Source organism: Paraburkholderia sp. J76 (genome assembly GCF_905220295.1).
Taxonomy (GTDB): domain Bacteria; phylum Pseudomonadota; class Gammaproteobacteria; order Burkholderiales; family Burkholderiaceae; genus Paraburkholderia.
In genome coordinates, this window is the sequence record NZ_CAJMZJ010000003.1 from 230,381 (window position 1) to 254,656 (window position 24,276).

The window sequence follows — 24,276 nt, forward strand, 5'->3', positions numbered from 1 at the left end:
GGGAGCGCCACTATGAACAAGATCATCGCGCTCGTCGTTGCCGTCGTGGTTGTCGTGCTGGTTGCGTCGTCGGCCATCTTCATGGTCGACCCGCGCCACGTCGCCATAATTTCCTCCTCGGGCGGGGCCAACGCCACGCTCGCGGGTCCCGGGCTGCATGTGAAGCTGCCGCCGCCGTTCCAGACCGTCACGTTCATCGACACGCGCATTCAGGCGTTCGATGCGCCCGATGCCGACCGCTACACGACCTCGGACAAGACCGAACTGCTCGTGAACCCGGTCGTGCGCTATCGCATTTCCGATCCGCTCAAGCTTTTCGCGGCGACGAAGGGCGATGCGCAGACGCTTTCTGACCGCCTCGCTTCGCTCTCGCGCGACGCGCTCGGCGACGCGATCTCGAAGGTCACGCTCACCGAGGCGCTCGCGCAGCAGGAAGCCATCGCCAACGGCGCGCGCGACGCGCTCAGGCAAACCGCCGCCGCGCTCGGCATCGACGTGATAGCGATCGAACTCACGCGCGTCGATTACCCGCCGGAACTCGCGCAGACGATCTTCAAGCGCATGAGCGCCGCGCGCGAACAGGCCGCTGCCGAAATTCGCGAGAAGGGCGCGGCCGAGGCGCAGCAGATCAAGGACGACGCGGAGCGCAAGCAGCAGGGCGTGCTGGCCGATGCCTACGCTCAGGCGCAAGCGATCAAGGGCGAGGGCGACGGCAAGGCCGCCGCGATTGCCGCCGAGGCGTTCGGGCGCGACCCGGACTTCTACCGGTTCTATCAAAGCATGCTCGCGTATCGCGAGAGCTTCCGGCCCGGCGACGTCATCGTGGTCGATTCGTCGAGCGACTTCTTCCGCTTCATGCGTGGTCCGAACGGCGGCGCGAATAGCGGAGACAACGCTCCGGCTTCCGCCAACCCGCGCAAACACTAGACAAAACGAGACACATGCGCCGCGCACTGCGCGGCGTCTTTCTTCGCATGGACATAGCTGGCTCCCTCTTGCTCGCGATCGCGCTGATGCTGATTATCGAGGGCATGTTCCCGTTCGTCTTCCCGACGGCGTGGCGTGACACATTCCGTAAAATCGCGGAACGGCCGCCCCATCACATCAGGATCGGCGGCCTCATCGTGATGGCGCTCGGGCTCGTATTGCTGATGCTGGCGACGTGACGACCTGATGGCCTGATGGTCTCGCGCCGCCGCTGTCTTCCGATGCGGCGTGCGCCTGACGTTTTGGACGGATTCCGAATTATCGGGCCGCGTGGCGTTTCGTCGCGCGCGGCCCCCATTTGTGGCAGGACTCAACCGATGTCGACCTGGTTACTCCCCGAGAATATTGCGGACGTGCTGCCGTCCGAAGCGCGCAAGATCGAAGAGCTGCGCCGCCGCCTGCTGGACCGTTTCCGCGCCTATGGCTACGAAATGGTGATGCCGCCGTTGCTCGAGTATCTCGAGTCGCTGCTCGTGGGCAGCGGGCGCGATCTGAACCTGCGCACATTCAAGCTCGTCGATCAACTGTCGGGCCGCACGCTCGGCCTGCGCGCCGACATGACGCCGCAGGTCGCGCGCATCGACGCGCATCTGCTGAATCGCCAGGGCGTGACTCGCCTGTGCTACGCGGGCAACGTGCTGCACACGCTTCCGCGCGGCCTGCACGCCACGCGCGAACAGATCCAGACCGGCGCGGAAATCTACGGCCACGCCGGTCTCGAAGCCGACCTCGAAATCCAGCAGTTGATGCTGGATGCACTGCGTCTCGCCGGCCTCGCGAAAGTGCGCCTCGACCTCTCGCACGCGGGCGTGCTCGCGGCGATCTTCGAAGCGGACCCGGCTGCCGCGGCGCTCGGCGACGCTTTGTATGAAGCGCTCGCTGGCAAGGACGTGCCGCGCCTCGCGGAACTCACGCAGAACCTCCAGGCCGCCACGCGCGACGCCCTGCGCGCGCTGCCGTCGCTCTACGGCGACGCGAGCGTGATCGACGAGGCGCGCGCGCGTCTGCCGGCGCTGCCGGGCATCGCTCGCGCGCTCGACGACCTCGCGTTCCTCGTGCGCGAGATCGAGGGTGCGGAACTGATGATCGACCTCGCGGATCTCGGTGGCTACGCGTACCACAGCGGCGTGATGTTCTCGGCTTACGTGGACGGCGTGCCGAACGCCGTGGCCCGGGGCGGCCGTTACGACAAGGTGGGTGAGGCCTATGGTCGCGCTCGCGCGGCAACGGGCTTCTCGCTCGATCTGCGCGAAGTGGCGCGTATTTCGCCGGTGGAGGCGCGCAGCAGCGCGATCCTCGCGCCCTGGCGCCATGACGAGGCGCTGCGCGCCGCGGTCGTCGCGCTGCGCGACGCGGGCGAGGTCGTGATCCAGGCGCTGCCGGGCCACGAACACGACATGGACGAGTTCGCCTGCGACCGCGTACTCATCGAGCGCGACGGTGTCTGGGTCGTCGAAAAGCACGCCTGATGCCGCGTTCGGGTGCACTTCGGCGTGCGTGCGCGACCCCGTCGCACACGCGCGTCGAAGTGCACCTCGCATTGCGCATGCCGTTGAGTGCAAAAGGAAATTCCGCGAAATTCGGGAAAAAAAGGCGGCCTTGCCGCTGAACCCAGGTAGAATACGTTTTTAACCAGCTAACGAAACACCATGTCTGCCAGCGCAGTGAATGTAACCCCGGGACGCAATGTCGTCGTCGTGGGCACCCAATGGGGCGATGAGGGCAAGGGCAAGATCGTCGACTGGCTGACGGATCACGCGCAAGGCGTGGTGCGTTTCCAGGGCGGTCACAACGCCGGCCATACGCTCATCATCGGCGGCAAGAAGACCATTCTCCGGCTGATCCCGTCGGGCATCATGCGCGCCGGCGTCGCCTGCTACATCGGCAACGGCGTGGTGCTCTCGCCCGAAGCGCTCTTCAAGGAAATCGGCGAGCTGGAAGAAGCGGGCGTCGACGTTCAGAAGCGCCTGTTCATCTCCGAAGCCACCACCCTCATCCTGCCGTACCACATCGCCATCGACCAGGCGCGCGAAGCGAAGCGCGGCGCTGCGAAGATCGGCACGACCGGTCGCGGCATCGGCCCGGCCTACGAAGACAAGGTGGCGCGCCGCGGTTTGCGCGTGCAGGACCTGTTCGAGCCGGAAACCTTCGCCGAACGCCTGCGCGAAAATCTCGACTATCACAACTTCGTGCTCACGCAGTACCTGGGCGCGCCGGCCGTGGATTATCAGCAAACGCTCGACACGATGCTCTCGTACGCCGATCGTCTGAAGCCGATGGTCACGGACGTTTCGCGTCGCCTGTACGACGTGAATCACGAAGGCGGCAACCTGCTGTTCGAAGGCGCGCAAGGCACGCTGCTCGACATCGACCACGGCACCTATCCGTTCGTCACGTCGAGCAACTGCGTCGCGGGTGCGGCGTCGGCTGGCGCAGGCGTCGGTCCGCAAAAGCTCAACTACGTGCTCGGCATCACCAAGGCGTACTGCACGCGCGTCGGTTCGGGCCCGTTCCCGAGCGAACTGTACGACGCCGACAACGCCGATCGCCAGGAAGAAGTGGGCCTCACGCTCGCGAAGGTCGGCAAGGAATTCGGTTCGGTCACGGGCCGTCCGCGCCGCACCGGCTGGCTCGATGCCGCCGCGCTGCGCCGCTCGATCCAGATCAACGGCGTGACGGGTCTGTGCATCACGAAGCTCGACGTGCTCGACGGCCTCGACGAAGTGAAGCTCTGCGTCGGCTACAAGGTCGCTGGCCAGGACGTGGACATTCTGCCGCGCGGCGCCTCGCAGGTGGCCGCATGCGAGCCGGTTTACGAGACGTTCGAAGGCTGGAACGAAAGCACCATCGGCATCACGCAGTTCGACGCGCTGCCGAAGAGCGCGCAGGCGTATCTCACGCGCGTGCAGGAAGTCGCCGGCGTGCCGATCGACATGGTTTCGACCGGCCCGGATCGCGACGAAACGATCCTGCTGCGTCATCCGTTCAAGGTCTGAGTAGCAAGAAGGCAGAAGCAAAAATGATTCAAATGATGGACCCGCGCAACGACGAAAAGAACCTGTGGGTGGGCTGGGACGAGTATCACCGGCTGATCGAACTGCTCGCGCTCAAGGTGCACGAGTCGCGCTGGAAGTTCGACCAGATCCTGTGTCTCGCGCGTGGCGGCCTGCGCGTGGGCGACCAGCTCTCGCGCATCTACGATCTGCCGCTGGCGATCCTCGCAACGAGTTCGTATCGCGAAGCCGCGGGCACGGAGCAGGGCGACCTGGACATCGCGCAATACATCACGATGACGCGCGGCCACCTGGAAGGCAACGTGCTGCTCGTCGACGATCTCGTCGATTCGGGCGTCACGCTCGCTCGCGTGCAGGAGCATCTCAAGGAGCGTTACCCGGCGGTGACGGGCGTGCGCTCGGCGGTGCTCTGGTACAAGGGCTGCTCGAAGGTCACGCCGGACTATTTCGTCCAGCATCTGCCGACCAATCCGTGGATCCACCAGCCGTTCGAGGAGTGGGACACGGTGCGCCCGCACAATCTCGGTGCCTGGATCAAGCGCGGTTTGCAGCAGGCGCAAGACGGGCAGAAGTAATCGGGCGTTGTACCGCCGCCGGTTTTTCGGACCCGAGGCGCACAGTTCCAGAGACGGAGTCTTCACGGCTCCGTTTTTTTATGCGCATCGCTCACGTTCCCGAGCGCCGGCGCAGGCGGGCAGACGGCATCTGGGGCCGGTGCTAAACTGCGCGGGGACAAGGGGATGTCGCAGTGCCGCGACGACCGCTCGGTTTCCGCCGCAGCCCGGTTTAGAATAGCGCTCGTTTTTTCCGCCTCGCAACGGATTACCGCGTATATGACAACTAGCACACACGTGGCCAAGCAGCCGCTACCTACTCTCGCCGTAGCGGCCATCGGCGTGGTGTTCGGCGACATCGGCACAAGCCCGCTGTATTCGCTGAAAGAGGCGTTCAGCCCGTCACACGGCATTCCGCTCAACGACACGTCCATTCTCGGCGTCATCTCGCTGCTGTTCTGGGCGATCGTGATCGTCGTGAGCGTCAAATATGTCCTTTTAGTGATGCGCGCCGACAACAACGGCGAAGGCGGCGTGCTGGCGCTCATGGCCCTCGCCATGCGCTCGTTCAGCCGCAAGAGCAGGTCGGCCGCGCTGCTCACGGCGCTGGGCATCTTCGGCGCGTGCATGTTCTATGGCGATGCCGTTATCACCCCGGCCATCTCGGTCATGTCGGCGGTGGAAGGCCTCGAAATCGCCGCGCCCAAGCTTTCGCATCTGGTGCTGCCGCTTACGATGGTGATCCTGATCCTGCTGTTCTGGATCCAGCGGCACGGCACGGCGCTCGTCGGCCGCCTGTTCGGCCCGATCATGGTGCTCTGGTTCGTCACCATCGGCGTGCTCGGCGTCTCGCGCATCGTGCAGGCGCCCGGCGTTCTCGCCGCGTTCAGCCCGTATTACGCGGTCAGCTTCATGGGCGCGCACATGCTGCAGGCCTACGTGGTGCTCGGCTCGGTCGTGCTGGTGCTGACCGGCGCGGAAGCGCTCTACGCAGACATGGGCCACTTCGGCGCGAAGCCGATTCGCTGCGCCTGGTACACGCTCGTGATGCCTTCGCTCGTGCTCAACTACTTCGGTCAGGGCGCGCTGCTGATGCAGAACCATCGCGCGATCGAAAATCCGTTCTTCCTGCTGGCGCCCGATTGGGCCTTGCTGCCGCTCGTCGTGCTCTCCACGGTGGCGACCGTGATCGCCTCGCAGGCCGTGATATCGGGCGCGTACTCGCTCACGAGTCAGGCCATTCTGCTCGGCTACGTGCCGCGCATGAAGGTGCTGCACACGTCGGACCTCGCCATCGGCCAGATCTACGTGCCGGTCGTGAACTGGATGCTGCTCTTCATCATTCTTTGTATCGTCGTTGCCTTCAAGAGTTCGGACAATCTGGCCGCCGCGTACGGTATCGCGGTGACGGCGACGATGGTGATCACCACGGTGCTCGTCGCCGTCGTGATGACGAAGGTGTGGAAGTGGAACAAGGCGCTCGTTGCCTGCATCATCACGGTGCTGCTGGCCGTCGACCTCGGTTTCTTCGGCGCGAATCTGCTGAAGGTCGAGGAGGGTGGCTGGTTGCCGCTCGGCATCGGCGCGCTGCTGTTCTTCCTGCTGATGACCTGGTTCAAGGGCCGCATGATCGTGAAGGACCGCACGGCCGCCGACGGTATTCCGCTCATGCCTTTCCTGCAGGGGCTGCTCGCGCATCCGCCGCATCGCGTTTCGGGCACGGCCATCTACCTCACGGGCAGCGAATCACTCGTGCCGGTGAGCCTCCTGCACAATCTCAAGCACAACAAGGTGCTGCACGAGCGCACGATTTTCCTCACGTTCGTGATCCGCGACATTCCGTATGTGGCGGACGCGGAGCGCGTGACGGTGAAGGATATCGGCGGCGGGCTCTTTCTCGTGAAGGCCGATTACGGCTTCAACGAAACGCCCGACGTGCAGGCGGTGCTCGACGAAATTTCGCGCACGCACAACATGACGTTCGAGATGATGGACACGTCGTTCTTCCTCGCGCGCGAAACGGTCGTGCCGACGCAACTGCCGGGTATGTCGATATTCCGCGAGCGCGTGTTCGCGTGGATGCATCAGAACGCCGCGAAGCCTACCGACTTCTTCAGCATTCCTGCGAACCGCGTGGTCGAACTCGGGACGAAGATCGAAATCTGATACCGCTGCGTTTCGACGGGCAACAAAAAAGGCACCCACGGGTGCCTTTTTTGTTGCGTGCGCAACGTGAGCCGCTGCGGCCCGCGTTGCTTCGTACAGACGTTAGCGTTGCTTGAGCTTCGCGAATGCCGCCGCCATCGCGCCGGCCGGTTCGGCATCGCGCGAACGCTGGCCGCTGCCGCGGTTGTCGCGATTTCCGCTGCCGCGATTGTCGCGATTGCCCGGCTGGCTAGCGCCGCTGCTGCCGCCACTGCGCGACGCGCCCGCGCCCGCGCTTGCGATGTCGTCGTCCAGACGCATCGTGAGTGCGATGCGCTGACGCTTCACGTCGACGTCGAGCACTTTCACCTTCACGACCTGGCCGGCCTTCACGACTTCGTGCGGGTCCTTGATGAATTTCGTCGACATGGCGGAGACGTGCACGAGCCCGTCCTGATGCACGCCTACGTCGATGAACGCGCCGAACGCGGCGACGTTCGTCACGACGCCTTCGAGCAGCATGCCCGGCACGAGGTCGGACACTTTCTCGACGCCGTCGCGGAACGTCGCCGTCTTGAACTCGGGGCGCGGATCGCGGCCCGGCTTTTCCAGTTCGCTCAGGATGTCGCGTACCGTCGGCAGACCGAAACGTTCGTCGACGAACTCGGTGGGCGCGAGTCCCGACAGCGCTTCGCGGCTGCCGAGCACGTCGCCGATCGTGCGCTTGATTTTCGCGAGCATGCGCTCGACGACGGGGTACGCTTCCGGGTGCACCGACGAGCGATCGAGCGGATTGTCGCCGCCGTTGATGCGCAGGAAGCCCGCCGCTTGCTCGAACGTCTTGTCGCCCAGACGCGGCACCTTCTTCAGATGCTCGCGCGAAGGGAACGGGCCGTTCGCATCGCGGTAATCGACGATATTGCGCGCGAGCGTCGAATTGAGGCCGGACACGCGGGCGAGCAGCGCCACGGAGGCTGTGTTCGCATCGACGCCCACGGCGTTCACGCAGTCCTCGACGACAGCGTCGAGCGAGCGCGCGAGTTCGCGCTGGTTGACGTCGTGCTGATACTGGCCCACGCCGATCGCCTTCGGCTCGATCTTCACGAGTTCGGCGAGCGGGTCCTGCAGACGGCGCGCAATCGATACGGCGCCGCGCAGCGACACGTCGAGTTCGGGGAATTCCTTCGCCGCCAGTTCGGACGCCGAATAAACCGACGCGCCGGCTTCGGAAACCACGATCTTCTGCAGCTTCAGTTCGGGGTGCCTGGAGATCAGTTCGCTCGCGAGCCTGTCGGTTTCGCGCGAGGCCGTGCCATTGCCGATGCTGATCAGTTCCGCCTGTGTGTGCGCGGCGATGCGCGCGAGCTTCGCGAGCGAGCCGTCCCAGTCGCGGCGCGGCTCGTGGGGGTAGATCGTGTCCGTGGCGAGCAGCTTGCCCGTGCGGTCGACCACGGCGACCTTCACGCCCGTGCGCAGGCCCGGATCGAGGCCGATCACGGCCTTGGGACCCGCGGGAGCGGCCAGCAGGAGATCCTTGAGATTGCGCGCGAACACGCGGATCGCTTCGTTTTCGGCCTGCTCGCGCAGGTTCGTGAGCAACTCGTTTTCGATATGCGGCTGCACCTTCACGCGCCAGCACCAGCGGCACACGTCGGAGAGCCATTTGTCGGCCGGACGGTTCTGGTTCGCAATGCCGAAGTGGCGGGCGATCATCGCTTCGCCCGGATGCGGCACCTGCGCGTCCTGCTCGCCGCCAAGGCCCAGCTTGACCATCAGCACGCCGGCGTTGCGGCCGCGGAAGAGGGCGAGCGCGCGATGCGACGGCACGGTCTTGATGGTCTCGGAATAGTCGTAGTAGTCGCGGAACTTCTCGCCTTCCTCGTTTTCCTTGCCCTCGACCACGCTCGACATCACCACGCCCTGGTTGAAGAGCCAGTCGCGCAGCTTGCCGAGCAACTCGGCCGTTTCGCCGAACTGCTCGGAGAGGATGTCGCGCGCGCCGTCGAGCGCGGCCTTCACGTCGGCGACGCCCTTTTCCGCGTCCACGTACTGTGCCGCTTCCGTTTGCGGATCGAGCAGCGGATTCGCGAGCAGCGCGTCGGCAAGCGGCTGCAGGCCGGCTTCGCGGGCGATCTGCGCGCGCGTGCGGCGCTTGGGCTTGTACGGCAGATAGAGGTCTTCGAGGACCTGCTTGCTGTCGGCGGCTTCGATGGCGTTGCGCAATTCGTCGGTGAGCTTGCCTTGTTCCTCGATGCTCGCGAGGATCGACGCGCGGCGGTCTTCGAGTTCGCGCAGATAGAGCAGGCGCTCTTCGAGCGTACGCAGTTGCGTATCGTCGAGATTGCCCGTGACTTCCTTGCGGTAGCGGGCGATGAACGGAACGGTCGAGCCTTCGTCGAGAAGCTGCACGGCGGCTGCGACCTGGCGCGGCTGCACGCTCAGTTCAGTGGCGATACGCTGGACGATCTTGAGTGCTACGGTTTCCGTCATAGGGTCTGGATATTCCTGCGAGGATCGGTTTGCGGTCCGGCGGCCGATGCGGGCTCGAGGGCCCCGGGGCGCGAGGTGTGCGAAAAGGCACGTTGCGGGACGCGCCCGCCGGCCGGTGGAGCGGGGCATTTTGCCATAAATGGCCGAGCGCTCAACCCGGGGGGTGTTAGAATTTCAGCCATGTTCCGCTGCCCACAGAAGACGTTGACGACCTCCCGCTTCTCCCCTGATTTGCCTCTTGCCCGGTTTTGCGCGCCTTCTGGCGTCACTCGGCGGCTCCCCGCTCTTGGGGCAATGTGTGCCGTCGCGTTGAGCCTCGTGGCGAGCGTTCCGGCCCTCGCGCAGGCGGTCGGGGTATCGGGCCCGCTACAGCAGCAAGGTGCGGCAGCTACGCCGGCAATGCCGCTCGCCGCATCCGCTGCGGCTGTGAACGCCGGCGCGCCGCAGAGCGATTTCGACGCGCGGCAACAGGTGCTGGACCGTCGTACCGCGGAGAACGACTACCAGTTTGCAGTCGCGCAGCACAACTGCTACAGCACGTTTTTCGTGAATCATTGCATTGGCAAGGCGCGCGACAAAATGCGTGTCGTGCAGGCCGATATTCGCCGCGAGCAACTGGCGCTCGACGACGAAAAGCGCGCCGCGCACGCGCAGCAGCGCGATCAGCAGGCCGCGTTGCAGCGCGCGCAGGACGAAGCCAATGCGCCGCAGCGCGCCGCCAATGAAGCGGCAAGCGCGCAGGCGTTTGAGCAGAAGCAGCAGCAACACGCGCTCGATCAGGCGCAGCGTCAGGCCGAGGCCCCGCAGCGTGCGGCGAACGAGCAGGCGTATCAGGAAAAGCAGCGCCAGCACGCGCTGGCCCAGGCACAGCGCCAGGGCGAGCAATCTCAGCGCGATGCGAACCAGGCGGCATACGACCAGAAGCAGGCGAACTACCAGAATCAGCTTGACGAAGCGCGCCGCCAGGGCGAGCAAAAGGCTCAGGAGCGCGCCGACAAAACACAGCGCTATCAGCAGAAGCAGGAAGACGCGGCGAAGCATAAGGCCGATGTCGAAGAGCGTCAGAAACAGGCGGCCGAGAAGGCGCAGCAAAAGCAGCAACAAGAACAACAGCAGCAGCTACAGCAAAAGCAGCAGCAGGAACAACAACAGCAGGACCAGTAGCACGAGTAGCACGCTTTTTTCAGCCGGACTGCAACCTCAGGCGCGTCGTCCTTCGCAAGCGCGCGCCGCATATGTCGAGGAGGCGAGCATGCGCGAGCATCGTGAAGTCAAGGCCGAGGTCCTTCGTGACCGCATTCTGCAACTCGAATCGGAACACGGCGATCTGGACCGCCTGATAGACAGGATGTCCGACACCCCGGACTATGACGATCTCGAACTGCAGAGGCTGAAGAAGCGCAAGCTCAAGGTCAAGGACAACATCCTCCTGCTGCAACTGCAGCTGGACCCCGATTCAACGAAGACTTCGGACGGGCACGCCTGATCCCGGTCCCGGCAGGCGCCGGGGCGCGGCAGTCGGCGGGTCGCGCCCTTCCGGACCGAGCAGGAACCGCTTGCCTTGAATTCAACGACCGTTTCCCGTTCCCGGCCCGCGCGCGAAGGCGGCGCGCCGGAGGCCGACGCGCGCGCGACGCCAACAGCCGCGCCGCCGATGTTGAGCGCACGCCGCGCCGCCGAGCTTGAACAGCTTTTCGCGGCCGACGGCTTGCTCGCCCGCGAGATCGACGGCTATCGCCCGCGCGCTGCGCAGATCGAAATGGCGCGCGCGGTCGCGGCCGCAATGGAAGCCGCCGCGCAATCCCAGCCCGATCCCGCCATGTTCGAACTCCAGTCGCGCCCGGCGCGGCGGCTCGAACGCGGCGCGCCGGCGCAGCCCGGCGCCGGGGAAGCGGTGGGCGCCGCAGCCGAAAACGGCGACAACACGCTGATCGTCGAGGCGGGCACGGGCACCGGCAAGACCTATGCGTACCTCGTGCCGGCCATGCTGTGGGGCGGCAAGGTGGTCGTCTCGACGGGCACGAAGCACTTGCAGGACCAGCTCTTCGCGCGCGACATTCCCACGGTGCGCGACGCGCTTGCGGTGCCCGTGAGCGTGGCGATGCTCAAGGGCCGCGCCAACTATCTGTGCCACTACTACCTTCAACGCACGGCTGACAACGGCCGGCTGCCGTCGCGCCAGGAAACCGCGTATCTGCAGGAAATCGTGCGTTTCGCGAAGATCACGCGCTCGGGTGACAAGGCCGAGCTTGCGAGCGTGCCCGAGACCGCGGCGGTCTGGTCGATGGTCACGTCGACGCGCGATAACTGTCTTGGCCAGGAGTGTCCGCATTACAAGGACTGCTTCGTGATGCAGGCGCGCCGCGAGGCGCAGCAGGCCGACATCGTGGTGGTGAACCACCATCTGTTCTTCGCCGACATCATGCTGCGCGACACTGGCATGGCCGAACTGCTGCCGAGCGCGAACACGATCATCTTTGACGAAGCGCATCAACTGCCCGAAACGGCTACGCTCTTTTTCGGCGAAACGCTGTCCACCGCGCAGTTCCTCGAACTCGCACGCGATTGCGTGGCCGAAGGCCTGAGCCATGCGCGCGACGCAGTGGAGTGGGTCAAGCTCGGCGCGGCGCTGGAGCGCGCCGCGCGCGACGTGCGCCTCGCGTTCAAGGAAGATTCGCTGCGGCTGTCGATCACGCAGTTGCCCGAGGATCATCCGCTCTTCGATGCGCTCGACGCGTTGCAGACCGAACTGGGCGCGCTTGCCACGGCGCTCGCGGGGCAGGCTGAACGCGCCGAATCGCTCGGCGCCTGCTTGCGCCGAGCGCGCGAACTGCAAGGCATCCTCGCGGGCTGGACGGTGCCGCAGGGGGCCGCCGCGCCGTCGCGCGAAACGCGCAGGCCCGATGCGGACGGGGGAGACGAAAGCGCTCACGCCGCGGACAACGCAGACGAAAAAGTCCGCTGGGTCGAGGTGTTCTCGCATACGGTGCAGTTGCACGAAACGCCGCTTTCCGTGGCGCCGATCTTCGCGAAGCAGCGCGCCGGCGTGCCGCGCACGTGGGTCTTCACGTCGGCGACGCTTTCGGTGCGCGGCGACTTCACGCACTACGCCGCGCAGATGGGCTTGAGTTCGCGCCGCTCGATGACGCTGCCGAGCCCGTTCGACTACCCCACGCAAGGGCTGCTTTACGTGCCGCGCAATATGCCGCAACCGTCGTCGCCGCAGTTCACCGACGCCGTGTTCGACGCGGCGCTGCCGGCGATCGAAGCGTCGGGCGGCGGCGTGTTCATGCTATGCACGACGTTGCGTGCCGTCGATCGCATTGCGCAGAAGCTGCGCGACACGATCGAAGCGCGCGGCTGGAATACGCCATTGCTCGTGCAGGGCGACGCGAGCCGCACAGAGTTGCTCGAGCGCTTTCGTGCCTATGGCAATGCCATTCTCGTGGGCAGCCAGAGCTTCTGGGAAGGCGTGGACGTGCGCGGCGATGCGCTCTCGCTCGTGGTCATCGACAAGCTGCCGTTCGCGCCGCCCGACGATCCGGTGCTCGCGGCGCGCCTCGATGCGCTGGCGAAAAAAGGTCTGAGCCCGTTTGCGGTCCACCAGCTTCCACAGGCGGTCATTACCCTCAAGCAGGGCGCGGGGCGCTTGATTCGCGCGGAAACCGACCGCGGCGTGTTGATGATTTGCGACACCCGTCTCGTCGACAAGCCGTATGGCCGTCGTATCTGGCAAAGCCTGCCGCCGTTCAAGCGGACGCGGGAGATCGAGGTGGTGCAGGCGTTCTTCGAAGCGAAGAACGAGGAGGCGCAGGAGCAGGGCGAGGCAGGCTAAGCCTTCAGCATGCGCGTTGCATAACAAAAAAGCCACGAATGTGAGTTCGTGGCTTTTTTGCTTGCCCGCCGTATGTCCGCAGCGCGTTTGACGCAAGCAGCAGACTGTACGGCGATTCGCCGCGATACCCGCCGGAACCGGAGTTCCGGACGAGCGTCGCGCGAACGCAACTTACTGGCTTGCGCCCGAAGCAGCAGCCGGAGCCGAAGCGCCTGCGTCCGAAGCAGCAGCGCCAGCGTCCGAAGCAGCGGCGGTAGCCGAAGCAGCAGCGTCGCTCGCAGCAGCAGCAGCGCCCGAAGCAGCAGCTGCGGAATCCGAAGCAGCAGCAGCCGGTGCCGAAGCAGCAGCAGCATCGCTAGCCGGCGCAGCAGCCTGGTCGCTGCTCTTGTTGCACGCAGCCAGTGCAACAGCTGCCAGCAGGGATGCTACGAGGAGGGATTTCTTCATGATCACGTCCTTTTATGGTTAAAGGTAAGCAACAGCGCAAAATAATACCGGTAAATGTGCCCCAACACCGACCTGAGCCGCTGGTGGAGACGCACTGCAAGAGCGTGAATCTTCCCTACGGCCTGGCCGGAAATTATAGGCACTTTCGTATCGACCGTCGACAAATCCGGGGACAATACGTTGTCTTTCTCATACAAGCACTATCTTAGTACGGTATAACAGTCCGAAGCGCTTAGGCAAGCACCCCGACCCGAATCCAGCCCGCACGATACCACTCGTGTAGTAACGCTGTCACACACGAATCGTGTGAGAGTGTTACAAAGCGTTTCCCGTCTATAGAGCGTCCGTCGGCGAGTGCCGGCAGCCACTTTCTTGCTTCTTTGAGCAAGTACTGTTCCCCGTTCAGGTAATACGACCGCGAATCGTAAAGCAGGATTGTCCTGCGGTCGAGTCTTATCCCGCTTTTTGCCGCTTGCGCAACGAAACGGGCTTCGTCGAAGGGTTTTTCGGGGGCGTCGAACACCACGTTGGCTTTCGGTTCGGACAGCCAGGAGCCGACGAACGAGGAGACGTCGGCGCCGCTCCAGCGCACTTTAGCAAGCACGCCGGCAACACGCTCCACGAGTGCCGGCGGCAACTGTGCGGGATGCGCAACGGCGGGCTGGTCGGGGTCGCGGTAGAGCGCGGGCTTCGCGTGCGCCTGATCGGCGCCGCGCTCGGCGAGCCAGTAGAGGAACTGGCTCGTCAATTCGTTGGTGGAAGGCGATCGAAAGCCGATCGAGCACGTCATGCATTCGCCTTCGGCGACGCCGTCGTGCGCGATATGCGGCGGCAGGTACAGCATGTCGCCCGGTTCGAGCACCCACTCTTCTTCCGGTTCGAAGTTCGCGAGAACCTTGAGCGGCAGGCCTTCCTGCAGCGACAGGTCGCGCTGCGCGCCAATGCGCCAGCGGCGCTTGCCGTGAACCTGCAGCAGGAAGACGTCATACGAATCGAAGTGCGGTCCCACGCCGCCTCCGTCCGATGCGTACGAGATCATGAGGTCGTCGAGTCGTGCATCGGGCGCGAAGCGAAAGCGCTCGAGCAGGGCGCGCGCGCGGTCGTCGTGGAGGTCGGCGCCTTGCACGAGCAGCGTCCACTGGCGGGTCTTCGGCGAGGGCAGTTCGTCGGGGGAGAATGGACCGTGTTCGAGCGCCCAGCGGCGGCGGAAATGCGTGATCAAACGCGACTCGACATCGTCGCTGTCGGCGAGCGCGAAGAGCGCGTCGCGCGAGAGCGGGGCTTCGATGCCGGGAATCGCCTGGCGGATCAACAGCGGCTTTTTCTGCCAGTATTTGCGCATGAATTGCGCCGGCGTCAGGCCGCCGAGCAGCGGCGTGGCGACATCGGGCGCGGGGCATGCCACGGGGAGGGAGGCGCGCCGCTTGCGCGCGTCCACCGGGTGGTCTGGGGACCGCTTCGGCATCGTATAATGTGGTCTGTAATCTGGAGGAACGAATGAAAATTGCAAAGGACACCGTCGTGTCGGTCGCTTACAAGCTATCGGATGCGCAGGGCAATCTGATTGAGGAAAGCGACGAGCCGATGGTCTATCTGCACGGCGGCTATGATGGCACGTTCCCCAAGATCGAGGAAGTGCTGGACGGCCAGGAGCCTGGCTTCGAAACCCAGATCCAGCTTGAGCCGCAAGATGCTTTCGGGGAATACGATCCCGAACTCGTGAAGATCGAGCCGCGCAACCGCTTTCCGGAGCCGCTCGAAGTCGGCATGCAGTTCGAAGGCACGCCCGAAGAAGGCGACGAAGATCTCGACACGCTTATTTACACGGTGACGGATGTCGCCGAAGACAAGGTCGTGCTCGACGGCAATCATCCGCTGGCGGGCATGGCGCTGCGTTTCGCGCTCACGGTCAAGGAAGTGCGCGTCGCGACCGAAGACGAAATCGAACATGAGCACGCGCATGGCGCGGACGGCCTCGAAATCGTCGACGAAGACGAAGAAGACGACGGCGACGAAGGCAACTCGAAACCTACCCTGCACTAAGCCCCTGCACCAAGCCCCAAGCTTCTGCATTAAGCGCCAGTCAATGCGCGAAGCCGCCCGACGCCGGTGCGCCGGGTGGCTGCAGCGGGCTGCCGCTATTCCCACCTTCCTGGCCGTTCTGGCCATTCGTACCATTTAGTCCATTCTCACCGGCGCCAGGCGTTGCGGGTGCAACGTCGGGCGATTGCGGCATGCCCGGAATTTCGGTCACGTCCGGCATCGACGAGACCTCGGGCATTTCCGGCATCGCGGGCGCCGCTCCGGCGCCAGGCAGGTTCGACGGCGGCTGCGCGGGCAACATCGGCAGATGTTTCGGTACATCGCGCACGCTCACGCGCAGCGGTGTGCGGCGCGACATGTCGGCGTCCACCTGCAGCCATTGCGTCATTGGATCGCGCAGTGAAAACGCGATGCGCGTGACGTTTTCTATCTTTGCTCCCTTGTCGTTGCGCAACGGCTGATCGATCGTGAAGCCGTGCGCGAGCTTCGAGTCGTCCGCATTCACGATGATGATTTGCCCACGGAAAATCTCGGCGAGCTTCAGGAGGCTGCGGCGCAACTCGAGATAGCCGTCGCGCGGCGCGCGGTGAAAGCGCAGCCACGCGAAGCGGTCAGGGCGCTCGTAGTGCTCGGGCATCGCGTCGGCCTGCATGAAGATGACGATCGCGCGCGCGTTGCGTCGCTTCGCATACTCGCCCGCATGTTCCAGCCAGAAGCCGTTCGCAATCACGCGGTCTTCGAACTCGCCGTTGCGGCCGCCTGCATTGAGATAGTGATTATTCCCGTCCGGCACGTTCAGCCCAATGAATACGGTATCGCCTAGTTGCCAGCGCACATTTTCACGATACGGGCGGAAGCGCGACACCTCGCTCTCGCGCGTGAGCGTCAAGGGAGTCTGGCCGAGTGCGTTGGGATCGGAGAAGAAGTTCTGGCGCAGGAAATCGAGCCGCTCGGCGGGGTCGTAGGCGCCCGAGCCGTTCATGCCGCAAGTGACCCAGTCGCGTTCGCCGGGCACGAACACGACGGGAGAGCGCGACGCCTCCAGGATGTCGTGCCGCCGCTCGTAGAGATGGTCGGCGCAGGTTTCGCGGGCGCCTTTGAGGTTGCCGTCGTACACGGTGAAGGCAATTTGCGGATCGCGGCCGATTGCGTCGAGTAGCCGCTGCGCCCACGCTTCGTCGGACTGCGAGGTGAGCGCGTTCGCCACGACCGCGAAGGCATAACGGGGTGCCTGCGCCAGCGCCGTGAGCGGCGAAGCCAGCGACGATACCAGCATCAACGCGCACGACACACGGCGCATTATTTTCAGATAGCGCGAACGGCGGCTGCCGCGGCCCGGCGGTTGCGGTGGCCGCGGCAGCGTCGCGAGGCGACGCTCAGCGTTTGGCGTCCGGCGCTGTGGCCAGCTCATGCAGTTCGTACAACAGGTCGAGCGCGTCGCGCGGGCGCAGTTCGTTCGGGTCGAGTTCGCGCAGGCGCTGCGCGACGAGCGCCGCCCCGCGATCCTCCTCCACGGCTGGCGCGGTGCGGTCTTCCAGGTATGCCGCTTCGTCGTCGTAGTCGGCGGCGGGCGCGGCGAACAGGTCGAGTTGCGGCGTGGGTTGGCCTGCCGATTGCTGCTCCAGATGCACGAGATGTTTGCGCGCGGCGCGGATCACGGCGGCCGGCACACCCGCGAGTTGCGCGACCTGCAAGCCGTAGCTCTGATTCGCCGGCCCTTCCTGCACCGCGTGCAGGAAGACGATGCCGTGGCCGTGTTCGACGGCCGAAAGATGCACGTTCGCCGCCTGCGCGAATTCGGCCGGCAGTTGCGTGAGTTCGAAGTAGTGCGTGGCGAAGAGCGTGTGGCAGCCGTTGTGCGCGAGCAGATGCCGCGCGATGGCCCACGCGAGCGCGAGGCCGTCGAACGTCGATGTGCCGCGCCCGATCTCGTCCATCAGCACCAGACTTTGCGGCGTGGCGTCGTTGAGAATGGCGGCGGCTTCGGTCATCTCGACCATGAAGGTCGAACGGCCGCCCGCGAGGTCGTCGGCGGCGCCGATACGCGTGAAGATGCGGTCGATCGGGCCGAAGCGCGCATGCTTTGCCGGCACGTAGCTGCCCACGTAGGCGAGCAGGGCGATGAGCGCGGTTTGCCGCATGAACGTCGATTTACCGCCCATGTTCGGGCCGGTGATGAGCAGCAGCTTGCGCTCGGCGCAAAGCTGGCAGTCGTTGGCGATGAACTGTTCGACCTGCGCTTCGACGACGGGATGCCGGCCTTGCTCGATCTCGATGCCGGGTGCGTCCGTGAACGTGGGGGCATTCCAGTCGAGCGCGCGGGCACGTTCCGCGAACGCGGCCAGCAGGTCGAGTTCAGCGAGCGCCGCGGCCACGCGCTGGCAGTCGGGAATGAAAGGCAGCAGCGATTGCAGCAGCGCGTCGTAGAGCGCCTTTTCGCGCGAGAGCGCGCGTTCCTGCGCCGAGAGCGCCTTGTCCTCGAACGTCTTGAGTTCGGGCGTGATGTAGCGCTCGGCGTTCTTGAGCGTTTGACGGCGGCGATAGTCGTCGGGAACCTTGTCGGTCTGGCCACGCGTGACTTCGATATAGAAGCCGTGCACCTTGTTGTACTCGACGCGCAGATTGCCGATGCCGGTGCGCGTGCGTTCGCGCGTTTCGAGGTCGAGCAGGAACTGGCCGCAGTTCTCGGAGATGTCGCGCAGTTCGTCGAGGTCCGCGTCGTAGCCGCGCGCGATCACGCCGCCGTCGCGCACCATCGCCGCGGGTTCCGGCGCGACCGCGCGCTGCAGCAGCGCCGCGCACTCGGCCGGCGGTTCGAGCGCCTCGGCGATGTGCGCGAGCAACATGGCCGCGCCGCTTGCGGCCGCCACCTGTTCGCGCAGCGCGGGCAACGCCGCGAAGGTGTCGCGCAGGCTGGAAAGATCGCGCGGTCGCGCCGAAAGCAACGCGAGCCGCCCCGTGATGCGCTCGACGTCGGCGATCTGGCGCAAGGCGCCGCGCAACGTATCGACGCTCGCATGCGCAGGCGCTTCGAGCAGCGCGCCGATGGCCTGCTGGCGCATCTGCGCGATCGCGGCCTGGCGCGGCGGGTGATGTAGCCAGTGGCGCAGCAGGCGGCTGCCCATGGCCGTGCTGCACGTATCGAGCAGCGAGCAGAGCGTGGGCGATTCGGTGCCGCGCAGCGTTTCGGTGAGTTCGAGGTTGCGGCGCGTGGCCGGATCGAGCCCGATGTATTCCGATTCGGCTTCGACCTTCAGGCTGCGCACGTGGCGCAGTTGCTGGCCCTGCGTGGCCGCGGCATAAAGCAGCAGCGCGCCCGCCGCGCCGCAGGCGCTCGTGAGCGTTTGCGCGCCGAAGCCGTCGAGGCTCGCCACATCGAGCTGGTCGCACAGGCGCTGCTTGCCCGAGCCAATGTCGAAATGCCAGGCGGGCACGCGCGTGAGCGCGCGCGAACCGGCGGGCGGCGCCCATGCGGCGGTTTCCGCAGGCATTTCCGCGACGAGCATTTCCGCGGGCCGGATGCGTTCGAACGCCGTGGCGACCTGTTCCGGCGCGACTTCCGCGAGACGCAGTGCGCCGCTCGCGAGATTGAGCCACGCGAGGCCGACGTTGACGGTCACGCCGCGCCGGTTGTGGCCGGGGCAGACTGCCATCAGGTACACGTCGTTTTTGTCGGACAGGAGCGCTGCGTCCGTGAGCGTGCCGGGCGTGACCACGCGCACGACCTTGCGCTCGACTGGCCCCTTCGACGTGGCCGGGTCGCCGATCTGTTCGCAGATCGCCACCGATTCGCCCAGCTTCACGAGCTTCGCGAGGTATTGCTCGACCGCGTGATGCGGCACGCCGGCCATCTTGATCGGATTGCCCGCCGACGCGCCGCGCTGCGTGAGCGTGAGGTCGAGCAGGCGCGCGGCTTTCTCGGCGTCTTCGAAGAACAGCTCGTAGAAGTCGCCCATCCGGTAGAACACGAGCGTGCCCGGATGGTCGGCCTTGATGCGCAAATATTGCTGCATCATGGGAGTGTGTTGCGCGATGTCGGCTGCGCCGGCGGTGTGTGTAGCCATCCTCGGTGTCTTGCTAGGGGTTCAGGGCGTGAGTTTAACGCGCGCCGATTGCATGTAAAGCCAGCCTTTCGGCTAACGCCGTTTCCGCGGAGCCAGTCATTCGTCGACGAGCGCCTGCAGGTCCACGGTGCGCGCGTTTGCCGCACTGCGCCGCATGGCGAGCCAGATCAGCGTGGAAACGAATACGCCGAATACGACGATGATCCACTGCACAGGCACCTTCGCGGTGAGCAGCAGCGCATACGCGCCGAGCATGAACAGCACCGCGAGATTCTGGTTGAAGTTCTGTACCGCGATCGAGTGCCCCGCCGAAAGCAGCGTCGCGCCGCGATGCTGGAGCAGGGCGTTCATCGGCACGATGAAAAAGCCGGCGAGCACGCCGAGCAGCACCATCAGCGGGTACGCGAAAAGCAGATAGAAGGGCACGATGAATGTGCCGAAGCGCACGCCCATGCCCTGCGGAAAGAGGCCCTTGCTGTAGAACGCCATGCCGATCGCCACCGCGCCGCACAGCACGCCCACGGGCAGCACGCGCAGCGAGGCGCGCAGCGACACCCACGCGGCGGCCGCGCCCGCGCCGAGCGCGATGCCGAGCCCGGTCACGCCCTGCATCACGGCGGCTTTCGAAAGCGAGAGTCCGAGGTTCGCGTCGGCCCACTTGAGCACGAGCAGTTGCAGCGTGACCGCCGCGCCCCACATCAGGGTCGTGACCCAGAGTGCGATCTGGGCGAGCTTGTCGGTCCAGAGCACGTTGAAGCTATGCGTGAAATCGCTCAGAAGCCGCGCGGGCTCCTTGAGGCGGTTTTCGTAACGCGCGAGCGTGTCGGGAATGGCGATGTTGATGATCGCGGCGCACACGTACGTGATCATCACGGCGAGCATCGCGAGGTCGGCGGCCGAGTGGATGAGCGGCAACCGATGATGCGTGACGAAGCGCCCGGCGTAGGTCGAAACGAGTGCGCCGCCCATCATCGTGCCGACGATGGTGGAGAGCACCGTCGCCGATTCGAGCCACGCGTTGGCGGCGACGAGTTTTTCGGCCGGCAGCAATTCCGTCAGGATTCCGTACTTTGCGGGCGAGTAGGCCGCCGCGCCGAAGCCGACCACGCCATACGCGATCATCGGATGCACGCCCGCGATCATCAGCAGGCAGCCGCACGCCTTGAGCGCGTTCGAGACGAACATCACGTGGCGCTTTTGCAGGGCGTCGGCGAACGCGCCGACGAAAGGCGCGAGCACCACGTAGGAAATCGTGAAGAAGATCTGCAGGAGCGGCGTCACCCAGGCGGGCGACGCAATTACCGTGAGCAGCGCAATCGCCGCGATGAGGAGCGCGTTGTCGGCGAGCGACGACACGAACTGCGCGGCGATTATCGTGTAGAAGCTTTTTTTCATCGGATGCGTACGTGGTCCGCTTGCAGTCAGGCCACGGCTGATACGGACAGACGACAAAAAAGCGGCCGAAGCCGCTCGATGCGCATGGGGGAGCCCGGCGCTGACCCGGCGCGCGCTTCGCAGGCGTCGCGGCGGAACAACGCTTGCACCGCGACGCGCATGGGCGCTTACGCCGCTTTCGTGACGCGCGTGTACTTCGAGAGGATCGGCACCATCTGCGCGTAGACCTTCGGGTTGCCCGCGACGACTTCGCCCACGTGCAGGAAATCCGAGTCGCCCGTGTAGTTGCCGATCAGACCGCCGGCTTCCGTCACGAGCAGGCCGCCCGCGGCGACGTCCCACGGATTGAGGCCCTGTTCGAAGAAGCCGTCCATGCGGCCGGCCGCGACGTTGGCCAGATCGAGCGCGGCCGCGCCCGGGCGGCGCAGGCCCGCGCACGCGTTGGTCATTTCGGCGAACAGTTCGCAGTAGCTGTCGAGGCCGTTCTTCTCGCGGAACGGGAAGCCGGTGCCGATCAGGCCGTCGGCGAGACGGTCGCGACGGCCCACGCGGATGCGGCGGTCGTTCAGGAACGCGCCGCGGCCGCGCGAGGCGGTGAAGAGATCGTTGCGCGTCGGATCGTAGACCACGGCCTGCGTGACGAGGCCCTTGTGCGCGAGCGCGACCGAAACGCAGTAGTACTGGAAGCCGTGGATGAAGTTGGTGGTGCCGTCGAGCGGATCGATGATCCACTGGTATTCGGATTCGTTTTCCGACAGGCCCGATTCCTCGGCGAGGATGGAGTGATCGGGGTAGGCGGTCCTGAGCGTTTCGATGATGGCGGCTTCGGCCGCTTTGTCGACTTCCGTGACGAAATCGTTGTGCTGCTTCTTCGCGACCTGCACGAGGTCGAGGTCGAGCGACGCGCGGTTGATGATCTGTCCGGCGCGGCGCGCGGCCTTGACAGCGATGTTGAGCATGGGATGCATGAGCCAGGATCCTTGTTGTCCGGCGCTCGCGAAGGCTGGATGCGCGCCGGTGGTGCAAAAGATAAAAGCGTCTAACGATTGGACAGGGCGCGGGCCTCGAAACGGACCTGCGGAACCTGTCCCGTCAACGGAGACGAATTGGATAAGAGCGGGGCGCGGCGGCGCTGTTTGCCGGCAACTGGCCAGCAGGTTGCCCGGCGTCTGGCGGGCAGCCATGCGGCTGCACGATTGGCCCGACGCGCGCGAAACCGCCATTTTACCCGAGTCTCGGCGTTTCCATGGCTTCTCCCGGGCAGGATATCGGGATTTTCATGGATATGACGTTCGGCCAGTGTGCGCGCCTGCTCAAGCTCGAAGCACGGCGGCGGCGCGAGGCGCGCTAACATAGACATTCCAATTCCTTTTTCGCGGTTAGAGAACCATCTTGACGCACCCCGATTCGCCCGATTCGTCCGACTCTCCCGTAACTTCGCCGGCTTCCGGCGATGCGCACGAGCCGCTGCGCGGCGGCTTCACGTCCACCCGCTTCGTGCTCGTCGAGCCGAGCCATCCCGGCAACGTCGGCGCGGCGGCGCGCGCGCTGAAGACCATGGGATTCTCGCGCCTCGTGCTGGTGGCGCCGCGCGTGCCGCAGGTCCACTGCGACCCGGAAGCCGTGGCGATGGCGAGCGGGGCCGACGACGTGCTCGCGGCCGCCCATATCGTGCCGACGCTCGCCGACGCGCTGGCGGGCGTGCAATGGTCGCTCGCGCTCACGGCCCGCACGCGCGAGTACGGGCCGCCGCCCGCCGCGCCGCGCGAGGCGGTGCAGCACGCGTGCCGGCAGGTGGCGCACGGCGGCGACATCGCGCTCGTGTTCGGCAACGAGCGCACGGGTCTGTCGAACGACGACGTCGAGCGCTGCAGCGCGCTTGCCCATATTCCGGCCAATCCCGCCTATAGCTCGCTCAATCTTGCCCAGGCGGTCCAGGTGCTCTCGTACGAGCTTCGCCTCGCTTATCTCGGCGAGAGTGCGCCCGCCCCGGCGTTGGCGGCGGCAGGCGGCGCGGCCGCGACCTCCCAGCCCGGCGGCGGCTCGCCGCTCGCGACGAGCGACGACATCGAGCGCATGTACGTGCATCTGGAAAATGCGCTCATCGCGCTCGAGTTTCTCGATCCCGCCAATCCGAAAAAACTCATGTCACGCCTGCGGCGCCTCTTCGCCCGCTCGGGGCTCGAGCGCGAGGAGGTCAATATCGTGCGCGGCATCGCCAAGCACATTCTCATGCTCAAGGGCAAAGGCGACGGTAAGGGCGAGAGCCGCTGATTCCCGGCTGCGGCGTCCGACCTTGCCGCCCGCGGGGACTTCCGACCTCCAATCGGCTTTGCGCCTACAATCGGCTGAACCCGGCTAAAAATTCATAAGCAAATGCGCGCGGCTGCAATAGCCGCTGCGCCGTTTCCCCATGTTTCACACGTTTTTAGCGTGACTGCCATGTTCAAGAGACTTCGCGAAGACATTGCCACGATCCGCGAGCGCGATCCCGCCGCCCGCAGCGCGTGGGAGGTCCTGACCTGTTATCCGGGTCTGCATGCGCTCGTGCTGCATCGCTTCGCGCACGCATGCTGGCGCGCGAAGCGCCGCTGGCTTGCGCGTTACGTTTCGCAGATCGCGCGTTTTCTGACAGGCATCGAGATCCATCCGGGCGCGACCATCGGCCGGCGTGTGTTCATCGATCACGGCATGGGCGTCGTGATCGGCGAGACGGCCGAAGTCGGCGACGACTGCACGATCTATCAGGGCGTCACGCTCGGCGGCACGTCGCTTACGCGCGGCGCCAAGCGCCACCCGACGCTCGGGCCGGGCGTCATTGTCGGCGCGGGCGCAAAGGTGCTCGGCGGCTTCACGGTGGGCGCCGGCGCGAAGATCGGCTCGAACGCCGTGGTCGTGAAGCCGGTGCCGGAAGGCGCGACGGCGGTGGGCAACCCCGCGCGCGTCGTCGCGCCCGCGAAGACCGCGCCGGCGCAGATGAGACCGGCTTCGGCGCGCGAAGGCTTCTTCGCGTACGGCATCACCCCCAACGCGGACGATCCCGTTTCGCTCGCGATCCACGGACTGATCGACCACGCGGCCACGCAGACGCAGCGCGTCGACGCCATCGTGGTCGCGCTGGAGCGGCTCGGCGCGCGTCTCGAGGCGCTGCATGGCGCCGACGCGGCACTCGCCGAATTGCGTCGTTTGTCGGAGGGACTGGAATGCGGCGCCTCTCAAGCCGAAGCGGCGAGCCGCGAGGAAGCGAAGGCGGCGGCGCGCGTTTGACGCGTAGAGCCGCCAAGGCGCTGGAAGCCGCGCAC

Annotated in this window: 19 protein-coding genes; 12 read left to right on the top strand and 7 right to left on the bottom strand. The window is 65.6% G+C overall.

Annotated features, from left to right (window positions below; all coding sequences use genetic code 11):
• Nucleotides 1-12: 12 nt before the first annotated feature.
• The 6 genes from U5768_RS07615 to U5768_RS07640 all read left to right on the top strand — a co-directional run bounded on the left by U5768_RS07615 (nt 13) and on the right by U5768_RS07640 (nt 6,721).
• Nucleotides 13-927 (top strand): protease modulator HflC, encoded by a 915-nt coding sequence (locus U5768_RS07615; RefSeq protein ID WP_322029777.1) that lies wholly within the window; start codon nt 13-15, stop codon nt 925-927.
• A gap of 47 nt (nt 928-974) precedes the next feature.
• Nucleotides 975-1,166: a DUF2065 domain-containing protein gene (locus U5768_RS07620; protein ID WP_322030057.1), complete on the top strand. Its 192-nt coding sequence runs from the start codon at nt 975-977 to the stop codon at nt 1,164-1,166.
• A gap of 138 nt (nt 1,167-1,304) precedes the next feature.
• Nucleotides 1,305-2,456, top strand: a complete 1,152-nt coding sequence (locus U5768_RS07625; RefSeq protein ID WP_322029778.1) for an ATP phosphoribosyltransferase regulatory subunit — start codon at nt 1,305-1,307, stop codon at nt 2,454-2,456.
• Nucleotides 2,457-2,636: 180 nt separating this feature from the next.
• Entirely contained in the window at nt 2,637-3,983 is a 1,347-nt protein-coding gene (locus U5768_RS07630; RefSeq protein ID WP_322029779.1) for an adenylosuccinate synthase, read from the top strand.
• Nucleotides 3,984-4,006: 23 nt separating this feature from the next.
• Complete coding sequence (locus U5768_RS07635) at nt 4,007-4,576, top strand: phosphoribosyltransferase (RefSeq protein ID WP_322029780.1); 570 nt, start codon at nt 4,007-4,009, stop codon at nt 4,574-4,576.
• Between the two features lie 258 nt (nt 4,577-4,834).
• A complete protein-coding gene (locus U5768_RS07640) occupies nt 4,835-6,721 on the top strand; it encodes a potassium transporter Kup (RefSeq protein WP_322029781.1) in 1,887 nt (628 codons plus the stop codon).
• A 102-nt stretch (nt 6,722-6,823) separates the two neighbouring features.
• On the opposite strand, the gene U5768_RS07645 is transcribed toward U5768_RS07640, so the two are convergent.
• On the bottom strand, nt 6,824-9,190 hold the full coding sequence (locus tag U5768_RS07645; RefSeq protein WP_322029782.1) for a Tex family protein: 2,367 nt from the start codon (nt 9,188-9,190) through the stop codon (nt 6,824-6,826).
• A gap of 180 nt (nt 9,191-9,370) precedes the next feature.
• On the opposite strand from U5768_RS07645, the gene U5768_RS07650 reads away from it, so the two are divergent.
• From U5768_RS07650 to U5768_RS07660, 3 genes are all read left to right on the top strand, one after another.
• Entirely contained in the window at nt 9,371-10,354 is a 984-nt protein-coding gene (locus U5768_RS07650) for a colicin transporter (RefSeq protein WP_415913872.1), read from the top strand.
• Between the two features lie 88 nt (nt 10,355-10,442).
• On the top strand, nt 10,443-10,676 hold the full coding sequence (locus U5768_RS07655; protein WP_322029783.1) for a DUF465 domain-containing protein: 234 nt from the start codon (nt 10,443-10,445) through the stop codon (nt 10,674-10,676).
• 75 nt (nt 10,677-10,751) lie between these two features.
• Nucleotides 10,752-13,025 carry an ATP-dependent DNA helicase gene (locus tag U5768_RS07660; protein ID WP_322029784.1) on the top strand — a complete coding sequence of 758 codons (2,274 nt, stop codon included), beginning with the start codon at nt 10,752-10,754 and terminating at the stop codon, nt 13,023-13,025.
• A 171-nt stretch (nt 13,026-13,196) separates the two neighbouring features.
• Here U5768_RS07660 and U5768_RS07665 read toward each other — a convergent pair whose 3' ends face one another.
• Together U5768_RS07665 and U5768_RS07670 are read right to left on the bottom strand one after the other, a co-directional pair.
• A complete protein-coding gene (locus U5768_RS07665; protein WP_081771656.1) occupies nt 13,197-13,472 on the bottom strand; it encodes a hypothetical protein in 276 nt (91 codons plus the stop codon).
• A gap of 232 nt (nt 13,473-13,704) precedes the next feature.
• Entirely contained in the window at nt 13,705-14,937 is a 1,233-nt protein-coding gene (locus tag U5768_RS07670) for a cupin domain-containing protein (RefSeq protein ID WP_322029785.1), read from the bottom strand.
• A 32-nt stretch (nt 14,938-14,969) separates the two neighbouring features.
• Between U5768_RS07670 and U5768_RS07675 the strand changes: the two genes are divergently transcribed.
• Nucleotides 14,970-15,515 (top strand): peptidylprolyl isomerase, encoded by a 546-nt coding sequence (locus tag U5768_RS07675; RefSeq protein WP_322029786.1) that lies wholly within the window; start codon nt 14,970-14,972, stop codon nt 15,513-15,515.
• Between the two features lie 40 nt (nt 15,516-15,555).
• Here U5768_RS07675 and U5768_RS07680 read toward each other — a convergent pair whose 3' ends face one another.
• From U5768_RS07680 to U5768_RS07695, 4 genes are all read right to left on the bottom strand, one after another.
• Complete coding sequence (locus U5768_RS07680) at nt 15,556-16,791, bottom strand: hypothetical protein (RefSeq protein ID WP_322029787.1); 1,236 nt, start codon at nt 16,789-16,791, stop codon at nt 15,556-15,558.
• Between the two features lie 100 nt (nt 16,792-16,891).
• The gene (gene mutS, locus U5768_RS07685) at nt 16,892-19,579 is read right to left on the bottom strand and encodes a DNA mismatch repair protein MutS (RefSeq protein WP_322029788.1); all 2,688 of its coding nucleotides are present in this window, start codon (nt 19,577-19,579) and stop codon (nt 16,892-16,894) included.
• A gap of 96 nt (nt 19,580-19,675) precedes the next feature.
• Entirely contained in the window at nt 19,676-20,974 is a 1,299-nt protein-coding gene (gene lplT / locus U5768_RS07690) for a lysophospholipid transporter LplT (RefSeq protein WP_322029789.1), read from the bottom strand.
• 167 nt (nt 20,975-21,141) lie between these two features.
• Nucleotides 21,142-21,942, bottom strand: coding sequence for an inositol monophosphatase family protein (locus U5768_RS07695; protein ID WP_322029790.1), 801 nt, complete (start codon nt 21,940-21,942; stop codon nt 21,142-21,144).
• A gap of 499 nt (nt 21,943-22,441) precedes the next feature.
• Here U5768_RS07695 and U5768_RS07700 point away from each other — a divergent pair, with 499 nt between their 5' ends.
• Nucleotides 22,442-23,248, top strand: a complete 807-nt coding sequence (locus U5768_RS07700; RefSeq protein WP_322030059.1) for an RNA methyltransferase — start codon at nt 22,442-22,444, stop codon at nt 23,246-23,248.
• A gap of 168 nt (nt 23,249-23,416) precedes the next feature.
• The gene (gene cysE, locus U5768_RS07705) at nt 23,417-24,241 is read left to right on the top strand and encodes a serine O-acetyltransferase (protein WP_322029791.1); all 825 of its coding nucleotides are present in this window, start codon (nt 23,417-23,419) and stop codon (nt 24,239-24,241) included.
• Nucleotides 24,242-24,276: the final 35 nt, after the last annotated feature.